The following is a 25404-nucleotide window of genomic DNA, read 5'->3' as shown; positions in this document are numbered from 1 at the left end:
GTCAGGCCTCGGAGGGGGCGCGGGCGCGGTCGCGGATCAGCTCGCGGATCTCCTCGGGGTCGGTGACCTCGGCGAGCTCCTCGCAGGAGACGAGGGCGGTGCCGTCGACCGACTCGCGCTTCTCGTCCTCCTCCGTGAAGTACACCGAGCGGGTCCGGGCAACCTCGCCGATGGAGGACATGATCCGGGCGCGCTTCTCGGCCGCGGCGGTGAACGCCGAGTGGCCGGTGAGCACGCGCGTCGTCGGGCTGTCCTCGTCCTCCGAGACGGCCTTGAACGGGGCGCGGGCGGTCGGGTGGACGGTGAAGCCCGCGCTCGTGAGCACGTGGAGGACGTGCTCGTCGTCGGGGTCCGCCTCGGGCGCGGAGGGGGTGGGCTCCGAGTCGCGGACCTCGTCCGCGCCGTCGAGCACGTCCACCGGGCTGGAGAACGGCTGGTCGAACAGCTCCTCCAGCTGGATCGCCACCTCGATGGAGGCGTTCATCCCGTCCTCGTACTTCGAGACGGTGCGCCGGGAGACGCCCAGCTCGTTCGCGAGCCGGCCGAGCGACCACCCGCGCTCCTCGCGCTCGTCGGCCAGCAGGTCGCCGTCGAGGCTGACGTACAGGCCGCCGGGGGCGGCGTAGATGAGCGGCGGCATCCCCTCGACGAACAGGTCGTAGGCGGTGTCGGGGTTGATCACCGGCACGCCGTGTCGGAAGTAGACGACGCCGGGCTTCAGCTCCTCGTCGCGGGTGCGGATCCCGATCACCATCGGCGTCCCCCTGAGGTACTCGCCGAGCCGGCGCATCTCCGCGCCGGTCTCCGCGTCGAGCGCGTCGACGTTGCCGAGGATCTTCAACAGGAGGAGGTCCTCGTCGCGGCGGGCCGCCACGTCGAAGCTCTTGGGCCGGACCGCACACCGGTCGCTGACGAGGAACCCTGCGTCCTCCAGCATCGCGGTGACGTTCCCGATGAGCGCAGTCCGGGACATAGCCGGAACAAGCGTCTCGCCGTATATATGCGTTGTGTCGTCGGTGTAGCGACGAAACTGCCGCCCGCCTGCGATTTCCGCCGTTCGAGGCGGGAAACGGTTAAATACTCGACCGGCCGCGAAACGCGGTCGGCGAACCCCGGAGTTCCGTTCTGCGGTCGGCGGGGGCCGGCCTCGAAAGGGGCTTGACGCGCCGCCGCGAACGCGGGCACATGCCGATCGTCGCCGTCGACGACACCGACTCCCGCGAGCGCGGGATGTGCACGACGTACGTGGCGACGCGGATCGCGGCGCGGCTCGCGGACGGCGACGCCCGAGTTCGGCGGCGCCTCCTCGTCCGCCTGAACCCGGCGGTGAAACACAAGACGCGCGGGAACGCCGCGGTCGCGCTCCACGTCTCCGGGGTCGACGCGGAGCGGGCCGCGACGGTCGCGGTTGAGACGGTCGAGGAGTTCGCGGCGGCGGCGGACCCGCGGACCTCTCCCGGCGTCGTCGTCGCCGACCGCGACGCAGACGGCGACCCCTTCGACCCGACCGGCGCGCCGATCCCCGAGGCGGTCGCCGCGTTCGCGCGGCGCGCGCTCCGCGAGCGGCTCTCCGTCGCGGAGGCGGTCGAGACCGCGGAGGAACACGGGTTCCGACACGCCGCGGTCGGCCCGGCCGGCGGGGCGGACGGAGCGGACGAGGCCGTCGCGGGGCGGGGGCGGATCGGCGCGCTCGCGGCGGTGGGCGCGCCGGCCGTGTTCGACGACTGGACGTTCGAGCGCATCTCTTACCGCGAGCTCGATCGCTGCGGGACGCCCCGCGAGGTCGACGCCGAGAGCGTCTTCGACGCCGCGGCGGCGGGGTACCCGACGGTCTGGGACACCGTCGACCGCGAGACCGGCGCGGCGGTCTGCGTCCCGAACGCCCCCGGCCCGATCCTCCACGGGATCCGCGGCGACGACCCGGCCGCGTGCCGCGCGGTCGCGGAGAGGATCGAGGGCGAGCCGGTCGAGCGCGCGGCGACGTTCCTGACGAACCAGGGGACGGACGCCCACCTCGCGCCCGGCCGGATCGGCGACCTCCGCGACGGCGCCGGCTACCGGATCGCCGGGACGGTCGCGGGCGAGCCGGAGACGAGACGGGGGGGACACGTCCACGTCGACGTCGCGGGCGACCGCGCCGCGGTCGCCGTCGACGGTGCGTCCGGCGCCGAGGACGGGAGCGACGCGGAGAACGGGGCCGACGCCGACCGGCTCCGCGCCGTAGCGTTCGCGCCCACGGGTCGGTTCCGCGACCGGGTGCGCGCGCTCCGGCCCGGCGACCGGGTCACCCTCTGCGGCGAGCACGAGGTGCGGCCGGACGCGGCGGGGCCCGAGAGCACCCTGAAACTGGAGAAGTTCGCCGTCCGCGACCTCGTCCGGACCGCGCCCGCGGTCCCGACCTGCCCCGACTGCGGACGGTCGATGTCGTCGGCGGGGAGCGGACAGGGGTACCGGTGTCGCGACTGCGGGACGAGCGCGCCGGGGAAGGTCGCGGAGCCGATCGAGCGCGACCTCGAACCGGGGTGGTACGAGGTGCCGCCGAGCGCGCGCCGCCACGTCGCGAAGCCGCTCGTCCGCGGGGGGTTCGACGCGCCCGCGCACCCGGAGCGGTGAGGTCGCGTCCGGCGACGTCGACCGCGTCGCCCGGAGCGATGAAGTGATCGCCGCCCGAGCGAACGGACGTGACCGGAATCGTCTTCCACGCGACGGAGCGGCGCGAGGCGGTCGTCGAGTTCTACCGCGAGCGGCTGAACGCGACCGTGCGGCTCGAACAGCCCGACTGTACGATCCTGGCGTTCGACGGGTTCCTGTTCGGGTTCTGCGAGCGCGACGCGGCCGACGACGGCGGCATCCTCACCTTCGTCTACCCGGACCGCGACGGGGTCGACGCCGCGAGCGAGCGGCTCGGCGACGCGGTGGTGACGGAACCGCGAGAGAACGAGACGTACGACATCTACCAGTGCTTCGCCGAGGACCCCGAAGGGCGGACCGTCGAGTGTCAGGTCTTCCTCGACGAGGGCGTCGACATCGAGTAGGTGCCCGCTCTGCGTGTCGGAGGCCCGCCCTACCCGTCGAGGTCGCGCTCCTCGCGCCACGCCGCCGCCCGCTCCTCGGCCGCGTCCCGGCCGTCGAACCGCTCGCGCTCGTAGGCCGACTCGTCGGTCGCCTGTTCCATCACGTCGAGGCGGACGACGAAGCCGCCGGCCGAGCGCTCGCGGAGCCTGACGGTCGCGTACCCGTCAGATCGCTCCCACTCGGTGACCGTGCCGTCGTCGCGCTCCAGCGACCAGCTCATACCCGGGCGGACGCGCCCCGCGGCTAAAGCGGTGCGGTTCCGCGGCGGCCGAGCGCGCACCGTCCGCCGGCCGGCGGTCCGGGTCCGGGTCCGGCACCCGGCGTCGGTGAGGTCAGTCGCCCGTGCTCGGCGACCGACCGGCGCTCGGCGACCGACCGGCGCTCGGCGACGCGGCGTACCCGCACACCGGACAGAGGACGTAGCCGAGCGAGTCGTACGGCACCGACGTCGAGGGGGCGCTCACGTCGCACTCCGGGCAGTCGAAGGTCGCAGCGTTCTCGGTCGACATGCTATCACATAGCGACCGATCCATCGTAGTTATGCGCCGCTTGTTGTCACCGCAAGGCCACCCTACTTATATACCGAGGCCGAACCCCGGCCCGTGACCGACGACGCACACGCGGACCGGTCGGGAGGGGAGCGACCGGCCGACCCGCACGAGCGGCGGCGCGAGCTGGCGGCGCAGCGGCTGGACGAGGCCGGCGCGGCGGGGCTGGTCGCGTTCCCGAGCCGCAACCTCCAGTACCTCACCGGCTTCGCCGAGGAGCCGGGCGAGCGGCACTTCTTCCTCGTCGTGCCGGCGGCGAGCGCGGCCGACCCGGAGCCGGCGCTGCTCGCCCCGGCGCTGTACGAGACGCAGGTCCGGGAGGCGACGACCGTCGGGGAGGTCCGGACGTGGAGCGACGGCGACGACCCGGTCGCGGCGACGCGCGAGCTGCTCGCCGACCGCGGGCTCGACTCGGGGCGGCTCCTCGTCGACGACACGATGTGGGCGCGGTTCACGCAGGACCTCCGCGCGGCGGCACCGGACGCCGAGTGGGGGCTCGCGAGCGAGGCGCTCGCCGACCTCCGGGTGCGGAAGGACGAGGCGGAACTGGCGGCCCTCCGCGAGGCGGCCGCGGTCGCGGACGCGGTCGTCGGCGACCTCCGCGACCTGGGCGCCGACGCGGTCGGGATGACGGAGGCGGCGCTCGCCGACTGGATCGCGGACCGGCTGACCGAGCGCGGCGGGCGCGGGATCAGCTTCGAGACGGTCGTCGCGGCGGGCGAGAACGGCGCGAGGCCCCACCACGGCCACGGCGACCGCGAGATCCGGGCGGGCGAGCCGGTCGTCTTGGACTTCGGGACGCGCGTCGACGGCTACCCGTCGGACCAGACGCGGACGCTCGCCTTCGGCGGCGAGCCGAGCGAGGCGTACCGCGAGGTCCACGAGGTCGTGCGCGAGGCGCAGGCGGCCGGCGTCGAGGCGGTCGGGCCGGGCGTCCCCGCGTCGGCCGTCGACCGCGCCGCGCGCGAGGTCATCGAGGCGGCCGGGTACGGCGACGCGTTCGTCCACCGGACCGGCCACGGCGTGGGCCTGGACGTCCACGAGGAGCCGTACCTCGTCGCGGGCAACGACCGCCCGCTGGAGCCGGGGATGGTCTGCTCCGTCGAGCCCGGGATCTATCTCGACGGGCGGTTCGGCTGTCGGATCGAGGACCTCGTGGTCGTCACCGAAGACGGCTGCGAGCGCCTGAACCGGACCGACCGCGGGTGGGAGTGACCGGCGGCGAGGCGAGCCGCGAGACCGGCGACGCGTGGCCGTGGCCGTCGCCGAGGGCGCCGCGCCGCTCGGCGCCGGTGTAGTGAACGGAAAGGGCGGAGACCGGCGTGCCGGCGTTCGACACGCGAGTACGGGAGTCGTGTGCCGTGCCCCCAACCGGTAAATGTAGCCGGATGATATAACAGTATTACCGAATTATTCCGGGTGTATTCCCCCAGTCGGACCGAGCGGGCGGGGATCGCCCCGCGAGCGACCGGACGGCATCGAAACCATTAGTGTCGCCCGAGCGGAACCGCGGGTCATGAGCGACACCGATGCGGACGAGGACGAGGAGGCGGAAGCGGCGCCGGCCGTCGAACTCGGCGACGGGCCGGACGTGGCCGGCGAGCCGGTCGCCCGCGTCGCGTCGCGGCTCACGTGGCCCGCGACGCGCAGCGACGTCCGCGAACAGGAGGGCGACGCCGAGATCCGGACGCCCGACGGCCCGCAGACGCTCGACGACGTGCTCGCGGACTCGGAGGTGCCCCTCTTCGAGAGCCGGAGCGACTTCCTCCAAGCGGTCGAGGACGTCGTCGGCCGCGGCCCGGTCGCGACCGAGTAAGCGCCGAGGGCGGCGACCCCGTTTCTACGAGACCGCCGAGACGACAAGAGATGTCTGCTCCCTGGCGGTGGCGCGTGCCGACGAGCGCCCGACAGGGCGCGAGTCGCACGCGCGAGGGACGCGGTGAGCGACGGGCGACCGAAGGGAACCCGGAGCGAACCGCGAGGCTGGGGAGGCGCGAGGTGCCGTGCAGTCGCGGTCGGGTGGGAATCAAAGGGGCAGCGGTGAGGCGGGCGCAGGCGTTCACGAGAGCGAAGCTCTCGTGAGCCAATCAGAACGCGTTGCGTTCTGGTGACGACGTAAGGACCGCAGGGAGGAGAGCGAGCGAAGCGAGCGACCGACTGAGGACCGCGGCGAGCGTGCGCCCGCCTCACCGCTGGGGCTTTGGCAGTGTTCGTCACCGGTCCGTAGTCGCTACCAGGCAAACGAGGAGCTGCGTCGCCGAAGTCCTATCCGCTCGCCCCACTGCCGTCCGATACGTCCCGATCCAGCCACGAGGTCGCGAGCGACTCGAACGGCGCCGAGTGGCTCATCAGCGTCGTCCCGAGCACCGCCATCACGAGGACGTAGGCGACCGCGAACGCGTTGATCGTCGCCGCGAGCGCCGGATCGAACGAGCCGGCCTCCGCGCCGGAGACCGCGACGGTCGCGATGATGAGCGAGAACTCGCCGCGGGTGGTCATCCCGAGTCCGACGCGCGTCGAGCGCCGGGCGTCGAGGTCGAACGCGCGCCCCGCGAAGTAGCCGGTGACGGCCTTCGTCGGCGTGGTCACGACGACCGCGAGGGCGACGAGCGCCGCCACGTCGGCGAACAGCGCGGGGTCGGTGACGAGCCCGATCCAGAAGAAGAACACCGCGGCGAACACGTCGCGGACCGGCTCCAGGATCGTCTCGATGTCGTGGACCCGTCCGGTCGCGGAGAACGCCATCCCGACGAAGAACGCCGCGACCGCCTCGCTGACGCCGAGCGTGAGCGCCGCGCCGGCGACGAACACGACCGCGGCGACGGCCCGGAGCGCGACGAACTCCATGTTGTCCGTCGCCACCAGCCGGTCGAACGCCGGCGTGCCGAAGCGGACGGCGGCGAGTAACACGAGGATGAACCCGACCGCGATCCCGACGTCCGCGGCGGCCGCGGCGACGTCGCCGCCGCCGAGCACCAGGGCGGACGCGACCGCGAGGTACACCGCGATGAACAGGTCCTCGTAGACGAGGGTGCCGAGCAGCGGCTCCGCCTCGTCGTTGGCGATCCAGCCGAGGTCGATGAGCGACTTCGTGATCACCGCCGACGAGGAGATGTAGACGATCCCCGCGATCAGGAACGCCGGGAGGAACGCCCCGAAGACGAGCCACCCGAGGACGAGCCCGACCCCGAAGTTCGCGAGGTCGATCGTCCCGGCCGTCCCGATCGGGCCCCGCCGGGCGAGCAGCCGGTCGAGGTTGAACTCCAGGCCGAGGAAGAACAGCAGGAAGACGATCCCCAGCTCCGCGCCGAGGGAGATGAACTCCGTCTCGGGGACGTAGGCGGTCCCGACGACCGGGAGCGAGAGCCGTCCGAGGACGTACTGCCCGAGGAGCGTCCCGACGAGGATGTACGCGGGGATCACGGACTGGCCGAGGCGGCTCGCGACCGCGCCGGCGGCCGCGACCGCGACGAACATGACGCCGACGTCGAGCAGCGCCACTACCGCTCACCCCGAGCGCCGACGGACGCGGTCACCGGACCGCCCGGGGCGGCCGCGGCGCCGAGGGGCGACGCGCCGAATCGGCCGGTCATTCGGTGAGTATCTCTTCGAACGCCTCGCAGTTCTCCGGCGTGCCGACCCCGATCAGGGTGTCGCCCTCGCGGAGGGTGGTGTCGGCGCCCGGGCTGTCGAGCACCTCGTCGTCGCGCTGGATGGCGACGACCGCGAGCCCGGTTCGGTTGCCGATGTCGGCGCTCTCCAGCGTCTCCCCGACGAGCGGCGAGCCCGGGGGCAGCTCGTACCACTCCAGGAGGATACCGCCCGGCAGCGTCGTCTCCTGGGTCTCGGGCTCGACGGGCTGGAAGTACGCCCCCTCGATGATCGAGCCTATCGTGCGCGCGAGGTCGTCGGAGAACTCGAACGCCTTCTCCGAGTCGGCGTCCGGGTCGGTGCGCCGGAACACCTCGCGTTTACCCGTGTTGTGGATGACGACGACCATCTCCTCGCCGCCGCCCAGCTCGATCTCGAACTTTTTCCCGACCCCGGGGAGGTCGGACTCGGTGATCGTCATACGGAGCACAGAGAGCCCACCGTAATATGTCTGTACGTCGCCGGGCGAGGGGGACGAGTCCGGTCGACGCGTCGCCCGCTACGGGCCGTCCGAGTCCCAGCGGGCGCCCGCGTCGGACGCGCGTCGGTCGTCGCACCAAACGCTAAGTGGACCGGGTCCGAGGGGACGGGTATGTGGGGCTCCCGCGGGAGTCGGGACCGGCGGACGGTCGTGTGTATCGCGTGCGGCGACTCGGTGCTGCGGGAGGACGCACGCGAGTACGACAAGGAGGGCGACCGCTGGAGCCGGCGCGACAAGGAGTTCGAGTACCTCTGTGCCGATTGCGACGACGAGATCTGCCACCAGCCGCGCGACGGGCTCGAATCGCTGCTCCGGTCGATCGAGGCGGACGGGCTCAGCGACGAGGAGTTCCTGGGCCGCTACGTCGACGCGGTGGCGGACGACGGCGGCCGGAGCGGCGAGGGCGACGCGGGCGCCCGGTCGGACCGCGGCCGGTCGGACCGCACGCGCTCCGACCGCGACCGCTCCGACCGCGACCGGTAGTTCTACCAGGCGCGGATCAGTACTCCGACGGTAGGTATGTGTGCCCTCCACGCAGCGGCCGCGACGCCGGTTCCGGCGGCCGTCGACTCCCTCGATTCGGTCCCGACCGCCGTCGGCGCGGTCGACCCCGTCCCGACCGCCATCGGCGCAGTCGCGCTGGTTCTCGGACTCGTATTCCTCGCGCGCGGCGCGAGCGGCGCCCGCGACGCGGCCCGGGTCTTCAGAGCGACGCCGACCGACCCGGCCGGACTCGACGGCGCGGAGCGGGAGATACGAGTCACCGGCCGCGCCGCCGCGGTCGACGACGAGACGCTCCCGGCGCCGTTCGGCGGCGACCCGTGCCTCTGCGTCGAGTACGACGTGTCCGAGCTCCGCAGCCAGGGGAAGGGGCAGTCGTGGGTGACGATCGACGGGGGCGAGGCCGGCGTCCTCTTCCGCGTCGACGCCGGCGGGACCGGCGTCCGCGTCGACCCCGCGGCGGCGACGTTCTCGCTCGACGTCGACGAGAAGGTCGAGGTCGACGCCGGCGAGGAGCCCCCCGAGCGCGTCCGGGGCTTCATCGAGGCGGTCGACGGGGTCGACGACACGGAGACAGGGTACGAGGTCGGCCCGCTCACGATCGGCGACGACCCGCGGCGGCGGTACGTCCAGCGGACGCTCCGCCCGGGCGACGAGGTGACGGTCGTCGGCGACGCCGCGGCGTTCCCGGACGCGCCGGTCGGCGAGGTGAAGTCGCGGGTCGCGGACGGCGCGCCGTTCGTCGTCTCGGACGCGACCGCGCGCCGGACCGCGATCCGACTGGTCGGCGCGTCGGCGGTCCCGGTCGTCCTCGGCGCGGTCGCGCTCGCGGTGGCGGGGGCGACGCTGGCGCCGCTGCTCGCGGCGGCCGTCTGAGCCCCGACGCTCGGGCGGGCGCCGCGCGCCGCCTCACGCCGCCCGACAGGCCTTTCTAACGCACCCGCGTTGGTGGAGGTATGTCAGACGACGAGCCGAAGCCGGGGTCCGCCGAGGACCAAGGCCCCGTGACGATCACGCCGGCGCTCGCGGACCGACTCGCGGAGAAGCGCGAGGAGCTGTTCGAGGAGTTCGGGATCCGCGACGAGTTCCCGAGCGAGGTCCTCCGCGAGGCCGAGGCCCGGACCGAGGGCGTCTACGAGGAGATCGAGGCCGAGATCGACGAGCGCGAGGACCTCCGCGACCTCACCACGTGGACCACCGACCCGGTCGACGCGCAGGACTTCGACGACGCCATCTCCATCGAGCGCGAGGACGGGGCCTACCGGCTGTGGGTCCACATCGCCGACGTGACCCACTACGTCACGCCCGACACCGCGATGTGGGAGGAGGCGGTCGAGCGCGCCAATACCGTCTACCTGCCCGACTACACGATTCACATGCTCCCGCCGGTGCTGGCCGAGACCGTCTGCTCGCTCGTCCCGAACGAGGACCGGCTCGCCCACACCGTGGAGATGGAGATCGACGAGGAGACCCTCTCCTTTGAGGACATCGACATTTACAAGTCCGTCATCAACTCCGACGAGCGGCTCACCTACAAGGAGTGCGAGAACCGGCTCGACGACCCCGACCTCCCCCTGAGCGAGGAGAACCAGCTCGCCTTCGAGCTCGCCGACCGGATGCACGAGCAGCGCAAGGAGGACGGCTCGCTCGTCTTGAACCCTCGCCGCGACCGCGCGCACACTATCATCGAGGAGTCGATGCTGAAGGCGAACAAGGCGGTGACGCACACGCTGATGTGGGACCGCGGCGTCGAGGCGATGTACCGCGTCCACCCGCAGCCGACCCCGGACCAGTGGAACGAGGCGCTCAAGGAGATCCAGGAGCTCGACGGCGTCTCGATCCCCGGGAACGCGTGGGGCGACGACCCGCGGAAGGCGGTCAACGCCGCCTTGGAGGAGTCGCCGGAGCGTCAGCTCAACAAGATCCAGCGCGCCGTGCTGAAGGTGATGCCTCGGGCGAAGTACATGAACGACCCGTTCGGCGGTCACCACGCGCTCAACTTCGACATCTACGGCCACTTCACCTCGCCCATCAGGCGGCTCTCCGACACGATCAACCACTGGATCGTCCACGAAAACGACGTGCCCGAGACCCTCGTCGAGCTGTGCGACCACGCCAGCGACAAGCAGAAGGACGGCGAGACCGCCGAGCGGCTCTACAAGCAGTTCCTCCAGGAGCAGGGGCTCGATCCCTACGCGGTCAACAACCGCGGCGTCGAGGTCGTCGAGGACGCCGACGAGGCGAAGCACACCGCCTGAGCGGCGAGAGATATAGGCCCGTGCGGCCGCAAGGTGTGGTATGGACGCCCACGACCACGGCGACGCGGACCGGCACGCGAAGGACCCGCTCGAACCGACCGGCGACCCCGAACGCGACGCGGAGCGCGCGGCGACGGTCGGCGGGTTCACCGGGGCCGTCCTCGGGGCCCGCGGCGGCCCGATCGGCGCCGGCATCGGCGCCTTCCTCGGCGGCTCGACCGGCTACGCGGTCGGATACGCCCTGAGCGAACTACAGTCGGCGGACCGCGACGAGTTCGGTGACGACGGCGACGCGGACGGCCACGAGGCGACGGAGTCCGAATCGGACCCGACCGACGACGGACCCGTGACGATCGACGTCGAATCCGAGGGCGAGGCCGACGGCGACGACGACCCCGGCGCGCACGCTCACGAGGGCGACGGCGGGGAGAGCGACGACCACGGGAGCGACGGTAACCACGAAGAAGAGGTCGCAGGCGGGGCGGAAGATGCCGACCACGAGGGCGGAGTCGCCGACGACGAGGGAGACGACGACCGCGACGACTAACCGCCGTGCGCGGCGCGCGGCTGCCGCGGAGCGAACCTTGATTGCCGGCGGCGACGACCCGCTGCCATGGTAACCCAGCGCATCGTTGACCACTGCCTGTCGGTCGACGCCGACCGGCCGGACCTCCCGGCGCACCTCCTCGACTGGTTCGCGGTCGCGATCGGCGGCGCGACCCACGCCGACTCCACCCCGGCGATCCGCGACGGGGTCCGGAAGATCGCGGGGCCGACGCCCGACCCCGAGAACGACGTCGCCGCGACGGTCCTCCCGAGCGGCGAGCGGCTGACCCCGGCCGACGCGGCGCTAGCGAACGGGGCGCTTGCGCACAGCCTCGACTTCGACGACACCCACCTCGCCTCCTCGCTCCATCCGGGCGCGCCGGTGATCGCGGCCGCGCTCGCGGCGGCCGAGGGAGAGGGCCCGGAGACGCCCGCGGACCGGTTCCGCGCGGGCGTCGCGGCCGGCTACGACGTGGCGTGTACCGTCGGCGAGGCGGTCGGGCCGGACGCCCACTACGACCGCGGCTTCCACGTCACCGCGACCTGCGGGACGTTCGGGGCCGTCGCGGCGGCGGGCGTGGTCCGTGGCCTTGACGCCCGCGAACTTCGGGACGCCTTCGGGATCGCGGGGAGCCAGGCGGCCGGCTCGCTCCAGTTCCTCGCGAACGGCGCGTGGAACAAGCGGCTCCACGCCGGCCTCGCGGCGCGCCGCGGCATCGAGGCGACCGACCTCGCGGCCGCCGGGGTGGTCGGCGCGGCCGACCCGCTCGACGGCGAGCACGGCTTCTTGTCCGGCTACTCCGACGAGCCGAACCCCGCCGCCGTCGACCGGATCGGCGAGCACGACGCGGTCGCGGAGACGGGCCGCAAGCCGTACCCCTGCTGTCGCTACCTCCACGCCGCGATCGACGGGCTCCGGGAGATCGCCCCCGCGGTCGACCCCGACGCGGTCGAGGGGATCGAGATAGCGATCCCGAGCGCGGGCGTCCGGCTCACGGGCGAGCCGATCGCGGCGAAGCGGCGCCCAGAGGGGTTCGTCGACTGCCAGTTCTCCGCGCCGTTCGCCGCCGCCGTGACGCTGACCGAGGGGACCGCCGACGCCGAGGCGTTCCTGCGCGCGGTCGGGCGCCTCGACGGCCCGCCGCGGTGGGACGACCCCGCGGTCCGTCGGCTGATGGGCGCGACGAGCGTGGAGACCGACCCGGCGATCGAGGCGCGGTTCCCCGAGGAGTGGGGCGCGCGGGTGACCGTGACCGCCGGCGGCGAGACGCGCGAGGCGTCGGTGCGCGTCCCGCTCGGCGAGCCGGAGAAGCCGATGTCGGCCGCGGAGACGGAGGCGAAGGCGGCGGGGCTGCTCGCGGGCAGCGGCGTCGACGCCGACCGCCTCGCGGCCGTCGTCGAGTCGCTCCCCGAGCGGTCCGTCGCGGACCTCGTCGACGCGGCGACGGCGGAGTGAGGGGGCGTCTCAGTCCTCGGCGGACGGCTTGCCGACGATTACCGGTCGGTCCGCGTTGAGGATGACGGACTGGCTGACGCTGCCGAACAGCGCCTTCCCGACCGGGGAGCGCTCGCGCATCCCGAGCACGATCGAGTCGACGTCGCGGTCGGCCGCGACCGCGAGGATCGCGTCCGCGGCGTCGCCGACGTGGAGCGCCCGATCGTGGGAGATTCCGAGCTCGTCGAGCCGGGCCTCGACGGCCTCCAGCGAGTCGGGGATCCCGCGGAGGTCCTCGATCGACTCGTTGATCTCGTCGATGACCGACGAGCCCGCCTCGTCGGCGGGCGCGTCGACGGACTCGTACACGTGCAACAGCGTGACCTCGATCTCCGCGGCCTCGGCCGGGAGCGATTCGAGGATGTCGACCTGCGAGAGCGCGCGGTCCGTCTCGATGTCGACGGGCAACAGGACGTGGTACATGCGACTGGGTTGAACGCCGCCCTTGTTAAATACCCCCGCCGGATCCGAGGACCCGCGAACGCCGCGTCCTCGGCGAGTCAGTCGGGGATGAGGCGACGGCGCACCGGATCAGTCCCGGCGCGTCGCGAACCGGGTTACGGCGGTCGCCGCCAGCGCGCCGAGCCCCGCGATGACCGCCAGGACGACGAACAGCTCCCGGGGCCCGGCGCGGGTGAGGACCGTCCCGGCCAGCGTGGAGCCGAGCGCACCGATCCCGAAGATCCCGACGTACGTGTAGCCGAACGAGAGGCCGCGCGCCTCGCTCGGCGAGTAGGCCGCGACCGTCGCCTGCGAGAGCGGCTGGACCGTGAACAGCGCGACGCCGAGGGCGAGCGACACCGCGACGAAGGTGGCGACCGCGCCGGTCGCCGGGACGAAGAGCAGCGCGAGCGCCGACAGGACGGCCATCACCGCGACGAGGCCCCGCTCCGGCGGGACGCGGTCGGCGATCCGGCCGCCGAGGTACTGGCCGAGCACCCCGACCGTGAGCACCGCCACGTAGAGGTACCGGCCCACGTCGAACTGGTCGGCGTAGGGGCTCTCGGGGTCGACGATCGGGAGGTCGACGAGGCCGCCCAGCACGTCGCCGAGGAGGTCCGGGAGGAACGTGAGGAACGTGCGGTAGTAGAGCCCGCTGAACGTGACGAACGCGAACACGATCAGGAAGCCGCCGGCGATCAGGAGCCGCGTGTCCGTCGCGATCGACGACAGCGAGACCTCGCCTTTGGTCCCGCCGGACGAGTCGCTCGACTCGCCGTCCGGGTCCTCCCCGTCCGGGCCCCTCACGTCCGGGTCCCCCACGTCCGGATCAACCCCGTCCGGATCCTTCTCGTCTTTGGACGGAAGCGCCGCGTCCACGTCGACGGTGATCCCGTACGCCGCGACGGCGAGCGCGGGCAGCGCGAGCGTCGCCGTGACCAGCCGCCAGTCGAACGCCAACAGCAGGAGCGCGGTCGCCAGGGGGCCGAGCGCGATGCCGAGGTTGCCGCCGATCCCGTGGTAGCCGAGCGCGGTCCCGCGCTGCTCGACCGCCTTCGAGAGCAGCGACAGCCCCGCGGGGTGGTAGACGCTAGCGGTGAGCCCCCAGATCGCGATGGCCGCCGTGAGGACGGGGAGCGTCGGCGCGACGCTCACGAGCAGGAACGACCCGGCCATCCCGAAGAGGCAGGCGAGGATGAGCGGCTTCGATCCGAACCGGTCGACCAGGATGCCGCCCGGTAGCGCCCCGACGCCGAACAGCCCGTAGCCGAGCGTGACGACGACGCCGAGCGCGGCGGCGGTCGTCGAGAACCTCCCGACCCACACCGTCAGCAGGATCGGGATCGACAGCTCGTAGGTGTGGACGAGCCCGTGCGACCCCGCGGTGAATCCGACGATCCGGCGCTCGGCGGCGTCCATGTCGGCCGACGGTTCGGCGGGTCGGCTGATAACGTCGGGGGTAGCCGCCGCGGTTGCCGAGAGTCGGGCGCGCCGGCCGGGGGACGGCGTCGCGGTCGCTACTCCGCCATCGCCGTCTCGCCGACCGGCGGCTCGGCGCGGATGACGGCGACGACGAGGACGGCAGCGACGACACAGATCCCGGCGAGCAGCGTCCAGCTCGCGCGGTACGTGGCGGTGTCCGCGAGGTAGCCGAACGCGGGCGGGGCGAACAGCGCCCCGGAGGTCAAGGCGACCTGACAGCCGGCGGTCGCGCTCCCCATCTGGTCGGCCGGGACGAGCGTCGCCATCACGGAGTAGTAGACTCCCGTGAAGCCGAGGACGAAGAAGCCGAGCGCGGCGAACGCGACCGCGGCGGTCGCCTCCGTTGAGGTCCGGGCGACGACGAGGAACAGCCCCGCGCTCGCGAGCGTCTGGACGAGCAGGATGCCGCCGATCCGGACCTGCGGGTCGCCGGGGAGCCGGTCGGAGAGCCACCCGCCGAGGAGCCGCCCGCCGCTGCCGAATAGCTGGACGACCGCCAGCACGGTGCCCGCGAACGCGACCGACGCGCCGACGGACTCCTCGACGTAGAGGACGGTGTACCCCGTGGTCGTGAACAGCGCCGCGCCGAGGAACAGCCCGGCGACGATGAGCAGGACGTACGGCCGGTTTCCCGCCAAACCGCGGAGGTCCGGACGGCTCGCCGCCCCGCCGCCGGCGCCGCGGTAGAGGACCCCGAAGACGAGCGCGACGAGGAAGCCGAACCCCGCGGCGATCAGGAAGCCGGCCTGCCAGAAGAGGTACCCGGCGAGCCCGGTGACGAGCAGCGCGCTGATCCCGCTGCCGCCGGTGACGCCGACCTGCTTGATCCCCATCGCGGTGTTCTGTCGGCCGGGCTGGACGCTGTCGTATATCGCCTTGTTCGTGCCCGGCATCGCGACGCTGTAGACGGAGCCGAGCAGGAAGACGGCGACGAGGAGGAGGGCGTAGGAGGGCGCGCCGGCGACGAAGACCATCCCCGCGGCGAGGCCGACGAGGCCGAGCGAGAGGGTCTTCCGCTCGCCGACGCGGTCGGTTATCGCCCCCACCGGCAGCAGGAACAGCGCGTACCCGAGCGTCAGCGTCGTGACGACGAGGCCGACCTGAAGCCGGGAGAGCCCGAACTCGTCGCGGAAGAACGTCGTCGCGGCGAAGACGGTGTAGTAACAGACGCTCGCGGACACCTGCCACAGCGTCACCAGGGAGACGGTTCGCCAGTAGGAGCGGTCCATTCACCGCCCGCCACCACGTCCCGGTTCATAAGCGGTGCCGTCGCGGCAACCCGACGGCGCGACGACCCAGCGGAGCGACCGCTTCGGGCACCTCGGAGCGCTCGTTCGGCGGCGCGAACTGCCCGGTCACGAATCCTTATGAGCCGCGGCCGGGAAGTGATCTCATGACGCAGGACTGGCGGGACTCGGTCGAACTCACCGAGCAGCAGTCGCTCGTGCGGCGCAGCGTCCGGGACCTCTGCGCCGAGTTCGGCGACGAGTACTGGCGCGAGCGCGACCGGACGGCGACGTACCCCACGGAGTTCGTCGACGCGCTCGCCGACGACGGCTGGCTGGGCATGCTCGTGTCCGAGGAGTACGGCGGCGTCGGTATGTCGACGAGCGAGGCCGTGGTGATGATGGAAGAGATCGCCGCGAGCGGCGGCGGCTTCGCCGGCCCGCAGTCGATCCACGGCGGGATCTACAACTCCGTCCCGATCGTGAAGTACGCCGACGAGGAGCTGAAGGCGGACCTCCTGCCGCGCGTCGCCGACGGCGACGCCCGCATCCAGGCGTTCGGCCTCACCGAGCCGAACGCCGGCTCCGACTCGACGGCGATGGAGACCAGGGCCGAGCGGGACGGCGACGAGTACGTGGTCAACGGCGAGAAGGTGTGGATCTCGCGGGTCGAGGACAGCGACTACCTCCTCCTGATGGCGCGGACGACGCCCAGAGACGAGGTGGAGAAGCGCACCCGCGGCATCTCGATGATCCTCGTCGACCTCGAGGAGGCCTACGGGAACGGGCTGGAGATCGAGCGGATTCCGAAGACCGCGAGCCGCGCGGTCCACTCCTACCAGCTGTACTTCGACGACCTGCGCGTCCCCGCGCGGAACCTGATCGGCGAGGAAGGCGAGGGGTTCTACCAAGTCCTCGACGGGCTCAACGAGGAGCGGCTGGTGATCGCCGCCGAGTGCCTCGGACTCGGCGAGGTCGCCCTCGAACGCGGGATCGAGTACGCGAACGAGCGCGAGGTGTTCGGCAGCCCCATCGGCGCCAACCAGGCGGTCCAACACCCGCTCGCGGAGGCGTACGCCGACCTGCTCGCGGCCAAGAAGGTGATCTACAGCGCGGCCGACCGCCTCGACGACCTCGAACGCACCGCGGCGGGCGCGGAGGCGAACGTCGCGAAGTACCTCGCCGCCGAGGCGGCGTTCGAGGCGGCCGACGCCGCGGTCCAGACCCACGGCGGCTTCGGCGTCGCCCGCGAGTACGACGTGGAGCGCTACTTCCGCGAGGCCCGCCTGACGCGGCTCGTCCCCGTCACCCAGCAGCTCGCCTTGAACTACCTCGGCGAGCGCGTGCTCGGGCTGCCGCGGTCGTACTGAGCGACCGCTCGCGGCGCGGAGACGACGGTGAAGAAGGGAGCGGAGAGGGCGGAAGGAAAGCAGGACGACGGACGGCCGCGGAAGCGGGTCGCCGACCGGGTTACCGCTTCCGGCCGGAGATGATGCCCGCCGCGCCGCGCAGGGTCCCCAGCGGGTTCGGACGGCCGATGACCGTCTGGAGTCCGTACAGCGCGAGGACGGCCGCCAGGGCGCCGAACTGGACCATCTGCATCGGATGGACCATCGCCAGCACGCCGGCGACGAAGAAGGCGATCCGTAGCCCGTACGTCTGCCCGCGGCCGAACACGAACTTGTAGTTGATCCCGTGGATGATCGCGAGCGAGCCGAGCATCGCGAGCACGCCGGCGGACAGCGAGGCGTAGTTGAAGCTCCCGGAGACGAGTTCGGGGTGGTAAGCGAAGGCGAACGGGAGGACGAAAAGCGGCGCGGAGATGCGCAGCGCCTCTTTACAGCTCCCCCAGAAGCCGCCGCCGGAGATGCCGCAGGTGACCGCGACGCAGGTCGCGATGGGCGGCGTCAGCCCCGCCAAGATGGCGGCGTAGAACACGAAGAAGTGGCCCGCGAACTCGGGCACCGCGAACTGGTTGATCAGCGTCGGCGCGACGAGCAGCGCCACGACCGTGTACGCGGCGGTCGTCGGCATGCCGAGACCGAGGATAATACAGATGATCATCGCCAGCATGAACGCGACGATGGCGATGCCGCCCGACAGGTCGAGCAGCGTGAGCGAGATGGCGGTCGGGACGCCCGTCGCCATCAGGATGTCGACGACGCCGTTGATCGCCGCGAGGATGATCGTCACCGGCGCGACGACGATGACCCCCTCGCGGAAGCCGTCGATCGTCTGTTCGAGCGTCTCGACGAACGCCTCGCGGTTGCTCTCGCCGTCGAGGGCCGCCTGGATCTGCGGGACGCCGATCCCGAAGGCGATCATCGACAGCGCGGTGTACAGCGCCGCCGTCATCACCGTGTATTGGAGCACGCCCAGCACGTAGATCAAGATGACGAGCGGCACGCCGTACTTCACCGACTCCAAGACCATCGTCCGGCGGTCCATCTGATCGCTGATGAGGCCGTCCATCTCGGGGTCGTCGATCTGCGGGGCCGCCACGTAGTGGACGGCCATCGCGATGGAGACCACGAGGACGGCGGCGGGGATCAGCCCCGCGATGATGACGTCGACGTAGGTGACGCCGGTGATGAGCGACGCCATGATGAACGCCCCCGCGCCCATCACGGGCGGGAGCACCTGTCCGGCCGTCGACGCGACCGCCTCGATGCCGCCGGCGGTCTCCGGTTTGATCCCGTTCTCCTTCATCAGCGGGATGGTGAACGAGCCGGTCATCCCGGCGTTTGCGGTCTGACTCCCGTTGACGGAGCCGATGACCGCGCTCGCGATGACGGCCGTCTGGGCGATCCCGGAGTCGACGTACTTCGCCGAGCGGACCGCCAGCCGCAGGATGAGGTCGAACGCGCCGTACGCCTTCAGCAGGCCAGCGTACAGCAGGAACAACGCGATCCACGCGGCCACCAACCGGGTGAGGAAGCCGAAGAAGCCGTCGACGCTCACCACGAGGATCCGGAGGATGCGCGAGGGGCTCAGGCCGCCGTGGCTCAAGGCGCTGGGCATCTGCGGACCCGCCAGCCCGTAGCCGATGCCGATCAGCACGACCGCGAGGAAGGTGATCCCGAACGAGCGCCAGGTCAGGTAGATCATCGCGAGCGTGAACGCGAACGCCAGCATGATCTGCGCCTCCGTCGCGCGCCCGACCGTGTCGATCGCGACCTGCTGGTAGTTCAGGAAGAGGTAGCCGCTCGTTCCCAGGGTTATCAGCCCGGAGACGACGAGCAGCGCCGTTTCGATCCAGTTCCCCTCGATCAGCGGCTCGTCGAGCTCCGAGAGGACGTACAGCCCGAGGATGCCGCCGAGGAACGCGACCGCGTACTGCCCGCGGGGCATCTGCTGGGTGTACGAGTACCACATGACGATCATCCAGAACGGAATCGAGTAGCAGATGAGCGCCATCCGGAGCCGCTCTTCGATCCCGGAGCCGAGCCAGAGGATCGCCGCGGCCACGACGGCGACGCCGCCGACGCCGGCGATGCCGACCATCGTCGTCGACCCGTCTATCTCGGTGCCCAGCAGCGCGGGCGCGACGACGGTGGGGCCGAAGACGACGGCCACCCAGAGCGGCAGCGAGAGGAGGTACAGCCAGAGCTGTCTCCTGCCGCGGTCGCCGTCCGCGAGGTCGAGCGACTCCTCGTCGGCGAGCAGGCTGTCCTCCGCTACGTCGGGGTCAGTCGGCGGATCGGTCGGGTCGGGTGGTGTGTCGGGGTTAGTGGCCATCCGTCAAAGGGTGAAAGGGGGTGGTCAGGGTGGTTGTGCGCGCGTCGTCGGGGCTACTCGTCGCCGCGGCTCCAGGAGTCTTCCCAGACGTCGTTCTCCTCGAAGAAGTTCGCCACGCCGGCGTGGATGTCGATCTCCGGGATCACGGTCTGGGTCATCGCTTCGGGCGAGTACTCCAGCGTCGTCGGGTCGGACTCGCGGAGCGTCTCCTCGTGCTCGATGGCGAGCCGGCAGATCTCCTCGGTCGCGCGGGCCGGGATGTCGGGGCTGAACGCCCACTGGCCGGCGAGCGACCAGGTCGTCATCGTGTCGGTGTAGGCGGTGACGTCCTGCTCGTACCCGTACGGCTCGACCTCCTCAAGGATCGCGCCGGGGTGCTCCTCGATGACCGAGCGGAACTCGTCGTCGACCTCCAGCAGGTTCAGGCCGCCGCCGGAGCGGACGTCGACGTTCTGACACCAGCCGGAGAGGGCGACGCCGTTCGCGCCGTACAGACAGAGCGCGTCGACGCGACCCTCCTCGACGGCGCCGGGAATGTCGCCCGTGTCGAGGTTGAGGATCTCGTTCGGCTCCCACAAGCCGGCCTCCTTGAGGATCTCCTCGGTGAGCAGCCGCGTCCCGAAGCCGGGCTGGATCGGGTAGATCGTGTAGCCGCCCTCGCGAAGGTCGGCGACGGACTCAACGCTGTCATTGAGGCCGACCCAGTGGATCTGTAGCGAGGTGAACAGGAAGCCCTGGTTCGGCAGGGTGTCGACGGGGTCCTCCGCGAACGGCCCCTCCTCGTTGAGCGCCTTCGCCAGCGAGTTGTTGTCGACGCCCATCGCCGGGATGTCGCCGTTGTCGTAGGCGTATAGGTTCGCCGTCCAGCCCTGCGTCTCCTGAACGGAGATGTTCAGGAAGTCGCTGTGCTGGGAGGCGGCGCGGGCGAGCGCCTGTCCGGCCGCCTGCGTCGAGCTGCCGGTGGACGTGCCGCCGATGGTGACCGTCACGTCGCCGCCGCCGTCGCCGCCGTCACCGCCGTCGCCGCCGCCGGAACAGCCGGCGAGTCCGACGGCGCCCATCGCGGCCGCGCCCTTCACAACGTCACGTCGAGTCGTCTTGTCACTATCTACCATGTAGATCCGCCAATATCGTGGACCGCTAAAAGGGTATCGTCGCGCCCGAGAATTGACGGAAAGCGAGGGGATCGACCGGAAAACGAAACTACGGTCCGAGTAACAGTCCGGGTTTTTTCACTGCTTACGCGTTGGAAAAACAGATCTCGCACAGTTACGATTCAGTCGACTCCCACGAGAACGCCGAGGGCAGGTGATGGGGCGTGTTGCCGCCGCCCTCCGCCGCTCGCACGCGGTACGCCTCCAGGTCCTCGCGGAACGAGGGGTCGGCCACCGCGATCAGCTCCGCGGCGCGCTCCCGGGGCGACAAGCCGCGGAGGTCGGCGACGCCGTGCTCGGTGACGACCACGCTCGCGTCGTGTTCGGAGTGGTCGACGTGCGGCGTCAGCGGGACGACCCGCGAGACGTCGCCGCCGACCGCTGTGGAGGGGAGCGCGACGACGCCGAGCCGGCAGTTGCGGGCGAAGTCGCCGCCGCCGCCGATGCCGTTGACGACGCGGGTACCGCTGATGTGGGTAGCGTTGACGTTGCCGTACAGGTCGACCTCGACGGCGCTGTTGACGCCGACGACGCCGAACCGGTCGATGAGTTCCGGTGCGTTCGACACGTCGGCCGGGCGCAACACCACGTCCTCGGCGTAGCGCTCGACGTCCGCGAACAGCCGCTCTTGCCCCTCGCTCGACAGCGCGAGCGAGGTGGCGCTCGCGCCGCGGAGGTCGCCCGCGTCGAGCATGTCGAGGAGGCCGTCCTGGACGACCTCGCCGACGTACGCCACGTCTCGGTCGCCGAAGTCCACGTCCGCGAGCGCGCCCATCAGCGCGTTCCCGAGACTGCCGACGCCGAACTGGAGGTTCACGGCGTCGGCGAGCAGGGGATTGCGGTCGAGTTCGGCCTCCAGGAACCCGCCGAGGTTCGCCGCGATAGCCTCGTCGGTAGCGGAGACGTCCCGGAACTCGTAGGGGTCGTCCGGCCGGTCCGTCTCCACGACCGCAGCGAGCTTCTCGGAGTCGAACTCGACCGCCGGACTGCCGGTCTCGCCGAGGGGGTCGTCGAGCGGAATCGGCGCCCGGTTCGGCGGGTCGTCGCGGACGTGGACGTCGTGGACGCGGGCCAAGTCGATCGGCTGTGACCGGTTCACCTCGACGATCAGGCGGTCGGCAGCGCCCACGTACGCGGGCGTGTGGCCGATGGAGGTGGAGGGGACGAGCCAGTCGGGCCCGACCGCGACCGCCTCGACAACCGCTATCGTCTCGCCGCGCATCCCCGCGCGGAGACCGCCGAACCGCACCTCGTCGGCGAGCCGAGAGATGTGGCGGTCGTGGAAGGCGAGCCGGCCCTCGTTGGCCGCCTCGCGGGAGGTCTCGTTCGGGACGAACGGGTAGCGCCGAGCCATGTCGCCGGACTCGACCAGGTCGCGATCGATCTCGTCGCCGACGCCGCCGCCGGAGACCACCGTCAGCTCGCGCTCGCCGTCGGCCGCCGCCAGCGCCTCGGGGACCAGCTTCGGGTAGCCGACGCCGCCGAAGCCGGAGACGAGCAGCGTCGCGGTCTCGGGGACGAGCGCGGCCGCCTCCTCCGGGGCGGCGAACGGCAAGTCGCCGCCGAGCCGTGTCGCCGGGACCGGGTCGTCAATTGTGGGCGCCGCGGGGCCGGAGGGCGCGGGCGTCACTCCAGGTCCTCCGGCTGGGTGCCGATCCCCTCCGGCCACCCCGTCGGCTGCGCCGCGCTCGGCTGCGCGTGCGACCGCTTGAGCACCATCGGCGTGCGCTCTAAGGAGAGCACCAGCTCGTCGTCCTGGTTGTACGTCCGCAGCTCCGTGGTGACGATGCCGACGTGGTCGCGCGAGGAGGACTCGCGCTTCTCTATCACCTCGGACTCGGCGAACAGCGTGTCGCCGTGGAAGACGGGCGCGTGGTGGCGGATCTCGTCGTACCCGAGGTTCGCGGTCGCGTTCGCCGACACGTCGATGACGCTCATCCCGACCGCCAGCGCGATGACGAAGGTGCCGTCGACGAGGCGCTCGCCGAACTCCGTCTCGGCGGCGTACGCCTCGTTGAAGTGCATCGGGTTGAGGTTCATCGAGAGGTTGGTGAACCAGACGTTGTCGGTCTCGGTCACCGTCCGCCCGTAGGGGTGTTTGTACACGTCACCCACCGCGAAGTCCTCGTAGTAGCGTCCCTCCCAGCCGCCGACCAGCCGGCGATCCGTCTCCTCGCCGTCGTGTGCGTCGCTGTCGCGTGCCATACCGCTCCCGACAACGAACGACTAAAAGAGGATTGCGCTCGCGGCCCCGTCCGCCGGATCGGTCGCGCCGCCGGAACCGGCCGCACCGGCGTTACAGCGACGACGTGTACAGCAGCAGGCCGACGGAGATGACGGTGACGAGCAGGATCCACCCGACCATGATGATCCCCATCTGCCGGTGCGTGAGGTTCGTTCCCTCGAGTATCTCGGAGACGCCCATACGCCGACGGATTCGCCGAGAGTATTTAGTCGCTTTCAACGGACGAGGTGGACTCACGGGCCTACGAGCGAACGGAGTGAGCGCGGGAGTGGACTCGCGGGGATTTGAACCCCGGGCCTCTTCCTTGCGAAGGAAGCGATCTGCCACTGATCTACGAGCCCTCACGACGAAGCAATCGCCGTTCGTATTTGTACCTTACCTTTCGCCGACCGGCACGCGAGAGGGTCCCACCCGTCGACCGAACGGATTCGGCCGGTGCGGCCGACACCCGCGAACCCGGCCGGCACCGACGGGGTTACGTACCGCGAGCGCGAATTCGCTGACACGACGCGGATTCTCGCCGCCGGCAACCAATTAACGTTTTTGAGACGCATCCCATATTCGTTACTCTTTTGCCCGCGGGCGACCGAACGTTCGGTATGTCAGACGCGACGGCGACCGACGCGGCGGCCGACGTGGATCCGGCCGCGCTCGCGGCCCTCAAACACGTCGGGCTGGTCGGCGGCCTCTCCGAGACGAAGGTGTCGTGCGCGGCGCTGGGCGACCAACTCGACGCCTCCACGCAGACCGCCTCCCGGCGCCTCCAGACGCTCGAATCCGCGGGCTACGTGGAGCGCGACGTGGTCAGCGACGGGCAGTGGGTCCGCGTGACGGACGCGGGCGAGGCCGCGCTCCGCGCGGAGTACGCCGACTACCGCCGGCTGTTCGAGTCGGACGTCGAGCTCTCGCTCCGCGGCGCGGTCACCGGCGGGATGGGCGAGGGACGCCACTACATCACCCTGCCGGGCTACGCCGAGCAGTTCCGCGAGCGGCTCGGCTACGACCCGTTCCCGGGGACGCTCAACGTGAACCTCACGGAGGAGAGCGTCCGCCGCCGCGGCGAGATGGCGAGCATCGACGCCGTGCCGATCGACGCGTGGGAGGGCGAGGACCGCACCTACGGCGCCGCCACCTGCTACGGCGTCACCCTCGTCGCGGACGGCGAGCACTACGAGGAGGTCCACGCCATCGTTCCCGACCGGACCCACCACGACGACGACCAGCTCGAACTGATCGCGCCGGACCGGCTGCGCGACGCGCTCGACCTCGAAGACGGCGACAGCGTGGAGGTCCGCGTCGAGCCCGCGAGCCGCGCCGACGAGCCCGGGTCGGCCGCGGTCGAGACGGAGGTCGCCTGATGCGCGCCGACGTCGACGCCGACCCGGACGCCGCGGGGGCCGACGCCGGCGAGGCCGCCGATGGGACGGACCCCGTCGAGCGCGCGCTCGACGCCTTCCGCGCCGGCGACCCGGTCTGCGTCCACGACTTCGCGGACCGCGAGGGGGAGACGGACATCGTCTACCCCGCGGGCGCGGTCGACGAGGCCGCGGTCGCGCACATGCGTAACGACGCCGGCGGCCTGATCTGCGTGGCCGTGAGCGACGCGGTCGGCGACGCGTTCGACCTGCCGTTCCTCGCGGACGCGCTCGACCACCCCGCGGTCGACGACGACCCCGACTACGACAACCGCTCCTCGTTCTCGCTCCCCGTGAACCACCGGGAGACGTTCACGGGGATCACGGACGCGGACCGCGCGAAGACCATCGTCGAGGTGGCGGACGCGGCCGCGCGCGTCCGCGACGACCCGACCGCGTACGGGCCCGAGGAGTTCGCCGCCGAGTTCCGCGCGCCCGGCCACGTCCACGTCCTGCGCGGCGACCGCGACGGCCTCGACGGGCGGACCGGTCACACCGAACTCGGCCTCGCGATGGCCGAGGCCGTCGGCGCCGCGCCCGCCGCCGTGGTCTGCGAGATGCTCGACGACGAGACCGGCGACGCGCTCGCGCCCGCGGACGCCGCCGCCTACGCGGCTCGCCGCGACATCCCCTACGTCGAGGGCGCGGCGCTCGTCGAGGCGCTGAAGTAATCGACCGTCGTTTACTGTCGGCGCGCGCCTGCGAGCGGCCGCCCCCGGCGACCGCTCGCCAGCGCGTGCGAGGGACGCGGCGACCGGAGCGAAGCGGAGGGAGCCGCGAGGCTGGGGAGGCGTGAGGCGCTGTGCGGAGCCGCGCGGGACTCAAACGGGCAGTCACGAGGGCGGCGCAGGCGTTCACGAGAGCTTCGCTCTCGTGAGCCAATCAGAACGCGGAGCGTTCTGATGACGACGCAAGCACTGGAAGGACGAACGAAGTGAGCGACTGAAGCGCACAGCGAGCGTGCGCCGTCCTCGCGACTGAGGCTTTGGAAGTGTTCGTCGTCGATCCGCAGTCTATTATCTATAGGTGAACGGCTGGGGCTTCGGAGATGTTCGCCGTCGATTTCTCAGAGAACTCCGAACGCGATTTCTCGCGACAGCCCTGACCGGTTGTCACAGTTTTAAGCCCGCCGACCGCAACCACGAACC

Annotated in this window: 25 protein-coding genes and 1 tRNA gene; 12 read left to right on the top strand and 14 right to left on the bottom strand. The window is 71.6% G+C overall.

The genetic code is table 11. From position 1 onward, the window contains the following. Position 1: 1 nt before the first annotated feature. Positions 2-973: a transcriptional regulator gene (locus tag EXE48_RS03690; protein WP_053772445.1), complete on the bottom strand. Its 972-nt coding sequence runs from the start codon at positions 971-973 to the stop codon at positions 2-4. 212 nt (positions 974-1185) lie between these two features. On the opposite strand from EXE48_RS03690, the gene EXE48_RS03685 reads away from it, so the two are divergent. Together EXE48_RS03685 and EXE48_RS03680 are read left to right on the top strand one after the other, a co-directional pair. Then, positions 1186-2613, top strand: coding sequence for a tRNA(Ile)(2)-agmatinylcytidine synthase (locus tag EXE48_RS03685; RefSeq protein WP_137704566.1), 1428 nt, complete (start codon positions 1186-1188; stop codon positions 2611-2613). 68 nt (positions 2614-2681) lie between these two features. Then, positions 2682-3035 carry a VOC family protein gene (locus EXE48_RS03680; RefSeq protein WP_137704565.1) on the top strand — a complete coding sequence of 118 codons (354 nt, stop codon included), beginning with the start codon at positions 2682-2684 and terminating at the stop codon, positions 3033-3035. 29 nt (positions 3036-3064) lie between these two features. On the opposite strand, the gene EXE48_RS03675 is transcribed toward EXE48_RS03680, so the two are convergent. Beyond that, complete coding sequence (locus tag EXE48_RS03675) at positions 3065-3295, bottom strand: DUF7543 family protein (RefSeq protein WP_053772442.1); 231 nt, start codon at positions 3293-3295, stop codon at positions 3065-3067. 112 nt (positions 3296-3407) lie between these two features. Continuing rightward, positions 3408-3584 carry a hypothetical protein gene (locus tag EXE48_RS18680; protein ID WP_167551916.1) on the bottom strand — a complete coding sequence of 59 codons (177 nt, stop codon included), beginning with the start codon at positions 3582-3584 and terminating at the stop codon, positions 3408-3410. A gap of 93 nt (positions 3585-3677) precedes the next feature. Between EXE48_RS18680 and EXE48_RS03670 the strand changes: the two genes are divergently transcribed. Together EXE48_RS03670 and EXE48_RS03665 are read left to right on the top strand one after the other, a co-directional pair. Then, positions 3678-4838: an aminopeptidase P family protein gene (locus EXE48_RS03670; protein ID WP_137710751.1), complete on the top strand. Its 1161-nt coding sequence runs from the start codon at positions 3678-3680 to the stop codon at positions 4836-4838. 301 nt (positions 4839-5139) lie between these two features. After that, positions 5140-5439: a DUF5789 family protein gene (locus tag EXE48_RS03665; protein WP_053772440.1), complete on the top strand. Its 300-nt coding sequence runs from the start codon at positions 5140-5142 to the stop codon at positions 5437-5439. 449 nt (positions 5440-5888) lie between these two features. Here the strand turns inward: EXE48_RS03665 and EXE48_RS03660 are convergent, their stop codons facing one another. Both EXE48_RS03660 and EXE48_RS03655 read right to left on the bottom strand, forming a co-directional pair. Beyond that, positions 5889-7124 (bottom strand): cation:proton antiporter, encoded by a 1236-nt coding sequence (locus EXE48_RS03660; protein ID WP_137704562.1) that lies wholly within the window; start codon positions 7122-7124, stop codon positions 5889-5891. Between the two features lie 88 nt (positions 7125-7212). Next, positions 7213-7695 (bottom strand): cation:proton antiporter regulatory subunit, encoded by a 483-nt coding sequence (locus EXE48_RS03655; RefSeq protein ID WP_053772438.1) that lies wholly within the window; start codon positions 7693-7695, stop codon positions 7213-7215. 171 nt (positions 7696-7866) lie between these two features. On the opposite strand from EXE48_RS03655, the gene EXE48_RS03650 reads away from it, so the two are divergent. From EXE48_RS03650 to EXE48_RS03630, 5 genes are all read left to right on the top strand, one after another. After that, entirely contained in the window at positions 7867-8238 is a 372-nt protein-coding gene (locus tag EXE48_RS03650) for a DUF7562 family protein (RefSeq protein WP_137710750.1), read from the top strand. 36 nt (positions 8239-8274) lie between these two features. Then, a complete protein-coding gene (locus EXE48_RS03645; protein ID WP_137710749.1) occupies positions 8275-9132 on the top strand; it encodes a hypothetical protein in 858 nt (285 codons plus the stop codon). Between the two features lie 80 nt (positions 9133-9212). Further along, positions 9213-10514: an RNB domain-containing ribonuclease gene (locus tag EXE48_RS03640; RefSeq protein ID WP_121600312.1), complete on the top strand. Its 1302-nt coding sequence runs from the start codon at positions 9213-9215 to the stop codon at positions 10512-10514. A gap of 40 nt (positions 10515-10554) precedes the next feature. Further along, positions 10555-11061 carry a hypothetical protein gene (locus EXE48_RS03635; protein ID WP_137704560.1) on the top strand — a complete coding sequence of 169 codons (507 nt, stop codon included), beginning with the start codon at positions 10555-10557 and terminating at the stop codon, positions 11059-11061. A gap of 66 nt (positions 11062-11127) precedes the next feature. Beyond that, positions 11128-12516, top strand: a complete 1389-nt coding sequence (locus tag EXE48_RS03630; protein ID WP_137704559.1) for an MmgE/PrpD family protein — start codon at positions 11128-11130, stop codon at positions 12514-12516. 9 nt (positions 12517-12525) lie between these two features. Here EXE48_RS03630 and EXE48_RS03625 read toward each other — a convergent pair whose 3' ends face one another. The 3 genes from EXE48_RS03625 to EXE48_RS03615 form a co-directional block, all read right to left on the bottom strand. Then, positions 12526-12978, bottom strand: coding sequence for a universal stress protein (locus tag EXE48_RS03625; RefSeq protein WP_137704558.1), 453 nt, complete (start codon positions 12976-12978; stop codon positions 12526-12528). A gap of 108 nt (positions 12979-13086) precedes the next feature. Next, complete coding sequence (locus tag EXE48_RS03620; RefSeq protein WP_137704557.1) at positions 13087-14415, bottom strand: MFS transporter; 1329 nt, start codon at positions 14413-14415, stop codon at positions 13087-13089. A 98-nt stretch (positions 14416-14513) separates the two neighbouring features. Next, on the bottom strand, positions 14514-15707 hold the full coding sequence (locus EXE48_RS03615; RefSeq protein ID WP_137710748.1) for an MFS transporter: 1194 nt from the start codon (positions 15705-15707) through the stop codon (positions 14514-14516). A gap of 164 nt (positions 15708-15871) precedes the next feature. Between EXE48_RS03615 and EXE48_RS03610 the strand changes: the two genes are divergently transcribed. Next, positions 15872-17074, top strand: coding sequence for an acyl-CoA dehydrogenase family protein (locus tag EXE48_RS03610; RefSeq protein WP_137704555.1), 1203 nt, complete (start codon positions 15872-15874; stop codon positions 17072-17074). Positions 17075-17174: 100 nt separating this feature from the next. On the opposite strand, the gene EXE48_RS03605 is transcribed toward EXE48_RS03610, so the two are convergent. The 6 genes from EXE48_RS03605 to EXE48_RS03585 form a co-directional block, all read right to left on the bottom strand. Further along, entirely contained in the window at positions 17175-19442 is a 2268-nt protein-coding gene (locus EXE48_RS03605; protein WP_137704554.1) for a TRAP transporter permease, read from the bottom strand. A 53-nt stretch (positions 19443-19495) separates the two neighbouring features. Further along, positions 19496-20521: a TAXI family TRAP transporter solute-binding subunit gene (locus tag EXE48_RS03600; RefSeq protein WP_137704698.1), complete on the bottom strand. Its 1026-nt coding sequence runs from the start codon at positions 20519-20521 to the stop codon at positions 19496-19498. 190 nt (positions 20522-20711) lie between these two features. Beyond that, entirely contained in the window at positions 20712-22226 is a 1515-nt protein-coding gene (locus tag EXE48_RS03595) for an acetyl-CoA hydrolase/transferase C-terminal domain-containing protein (RefSeq protein ID WP_137704553.1), read from the bottom strand. Next, positions 22223-22801: a MaoC family dehydratase gene (locus EXE48_RS03590; RefSeq protein WP_137710747.1), complete on the bottom strand. Its 579-nt coding sequence runs from the start codon at positions 22799-22801 to the stop codon at positions 22223-22225. Before EXE48_RS03590 ends, EXE48_RS03595 begins: the two co-directional genes overlap by 4 nt. A 91-nt stretch (positions 22802-22892) precedes the next feature. After that, positions 22893-23021, bottom strand: coding sequence for a hypothetical protein (locus tag EXE48_RS19210; RefSeq protein ID WP_255510283.1), 129 nt, complete (start codon positions 23019-23021; stop codon positions 22893-22895). An 89-nt stretch (positions 23022-23110) separates the two neighbouring features. Further along, positions 23111-23182: transfer RNA gene (locus tag EXE48_RS03585), tRNA-Ala, on the bottom strand. A gap of 258 nt (positions 23183-23440) precedes the next feature. Between EXE48_RS03585 and EXE48_RS03580 the strand changes: the two genes are divergently transcribed. Both EXE48_RS03580 and ribB read left to right on the top strand, forming a co-directional pair. Continuing rightward, entirely contained in the window at positions 23441-24199 is a 759-nt protein-coding gene (locus EXE48_RS03580; protein WP_053772432.1) for a DUF120 domain-containing protein, read from the top strand. Then, positions 24199-24927, top strand: coding sequence for a 3,4-dihydroxy-2-butanone-4-phosphate synthase (ribB, locus tag EXE48_RS03575; RefSeq protein ID WP_137704551.1), 729 nt, complete (start codon positions 24199-24201; stop codon positions 24925-24927). Before EXE48_RS03580 ends, ribB begins: the two co-directional genes overlap by 1 nt. The last annotated feature ends 477 nt before the right edge of the window (positions 24928-25404 follow it).

This window comes from Halorubrum sp. ASP1, from assembly GCF_005435135.1.
GTDB lineage: Archaea > Halobacteriota > Halobacteria > Halobacteriales > Haloferacaceae > Halorubrum > Halorubrum tropicale.
Note: the sequence above shows the minus strand (reverse complement) of the source record. Positions and strands in the feature narration are given on the sequence as shown.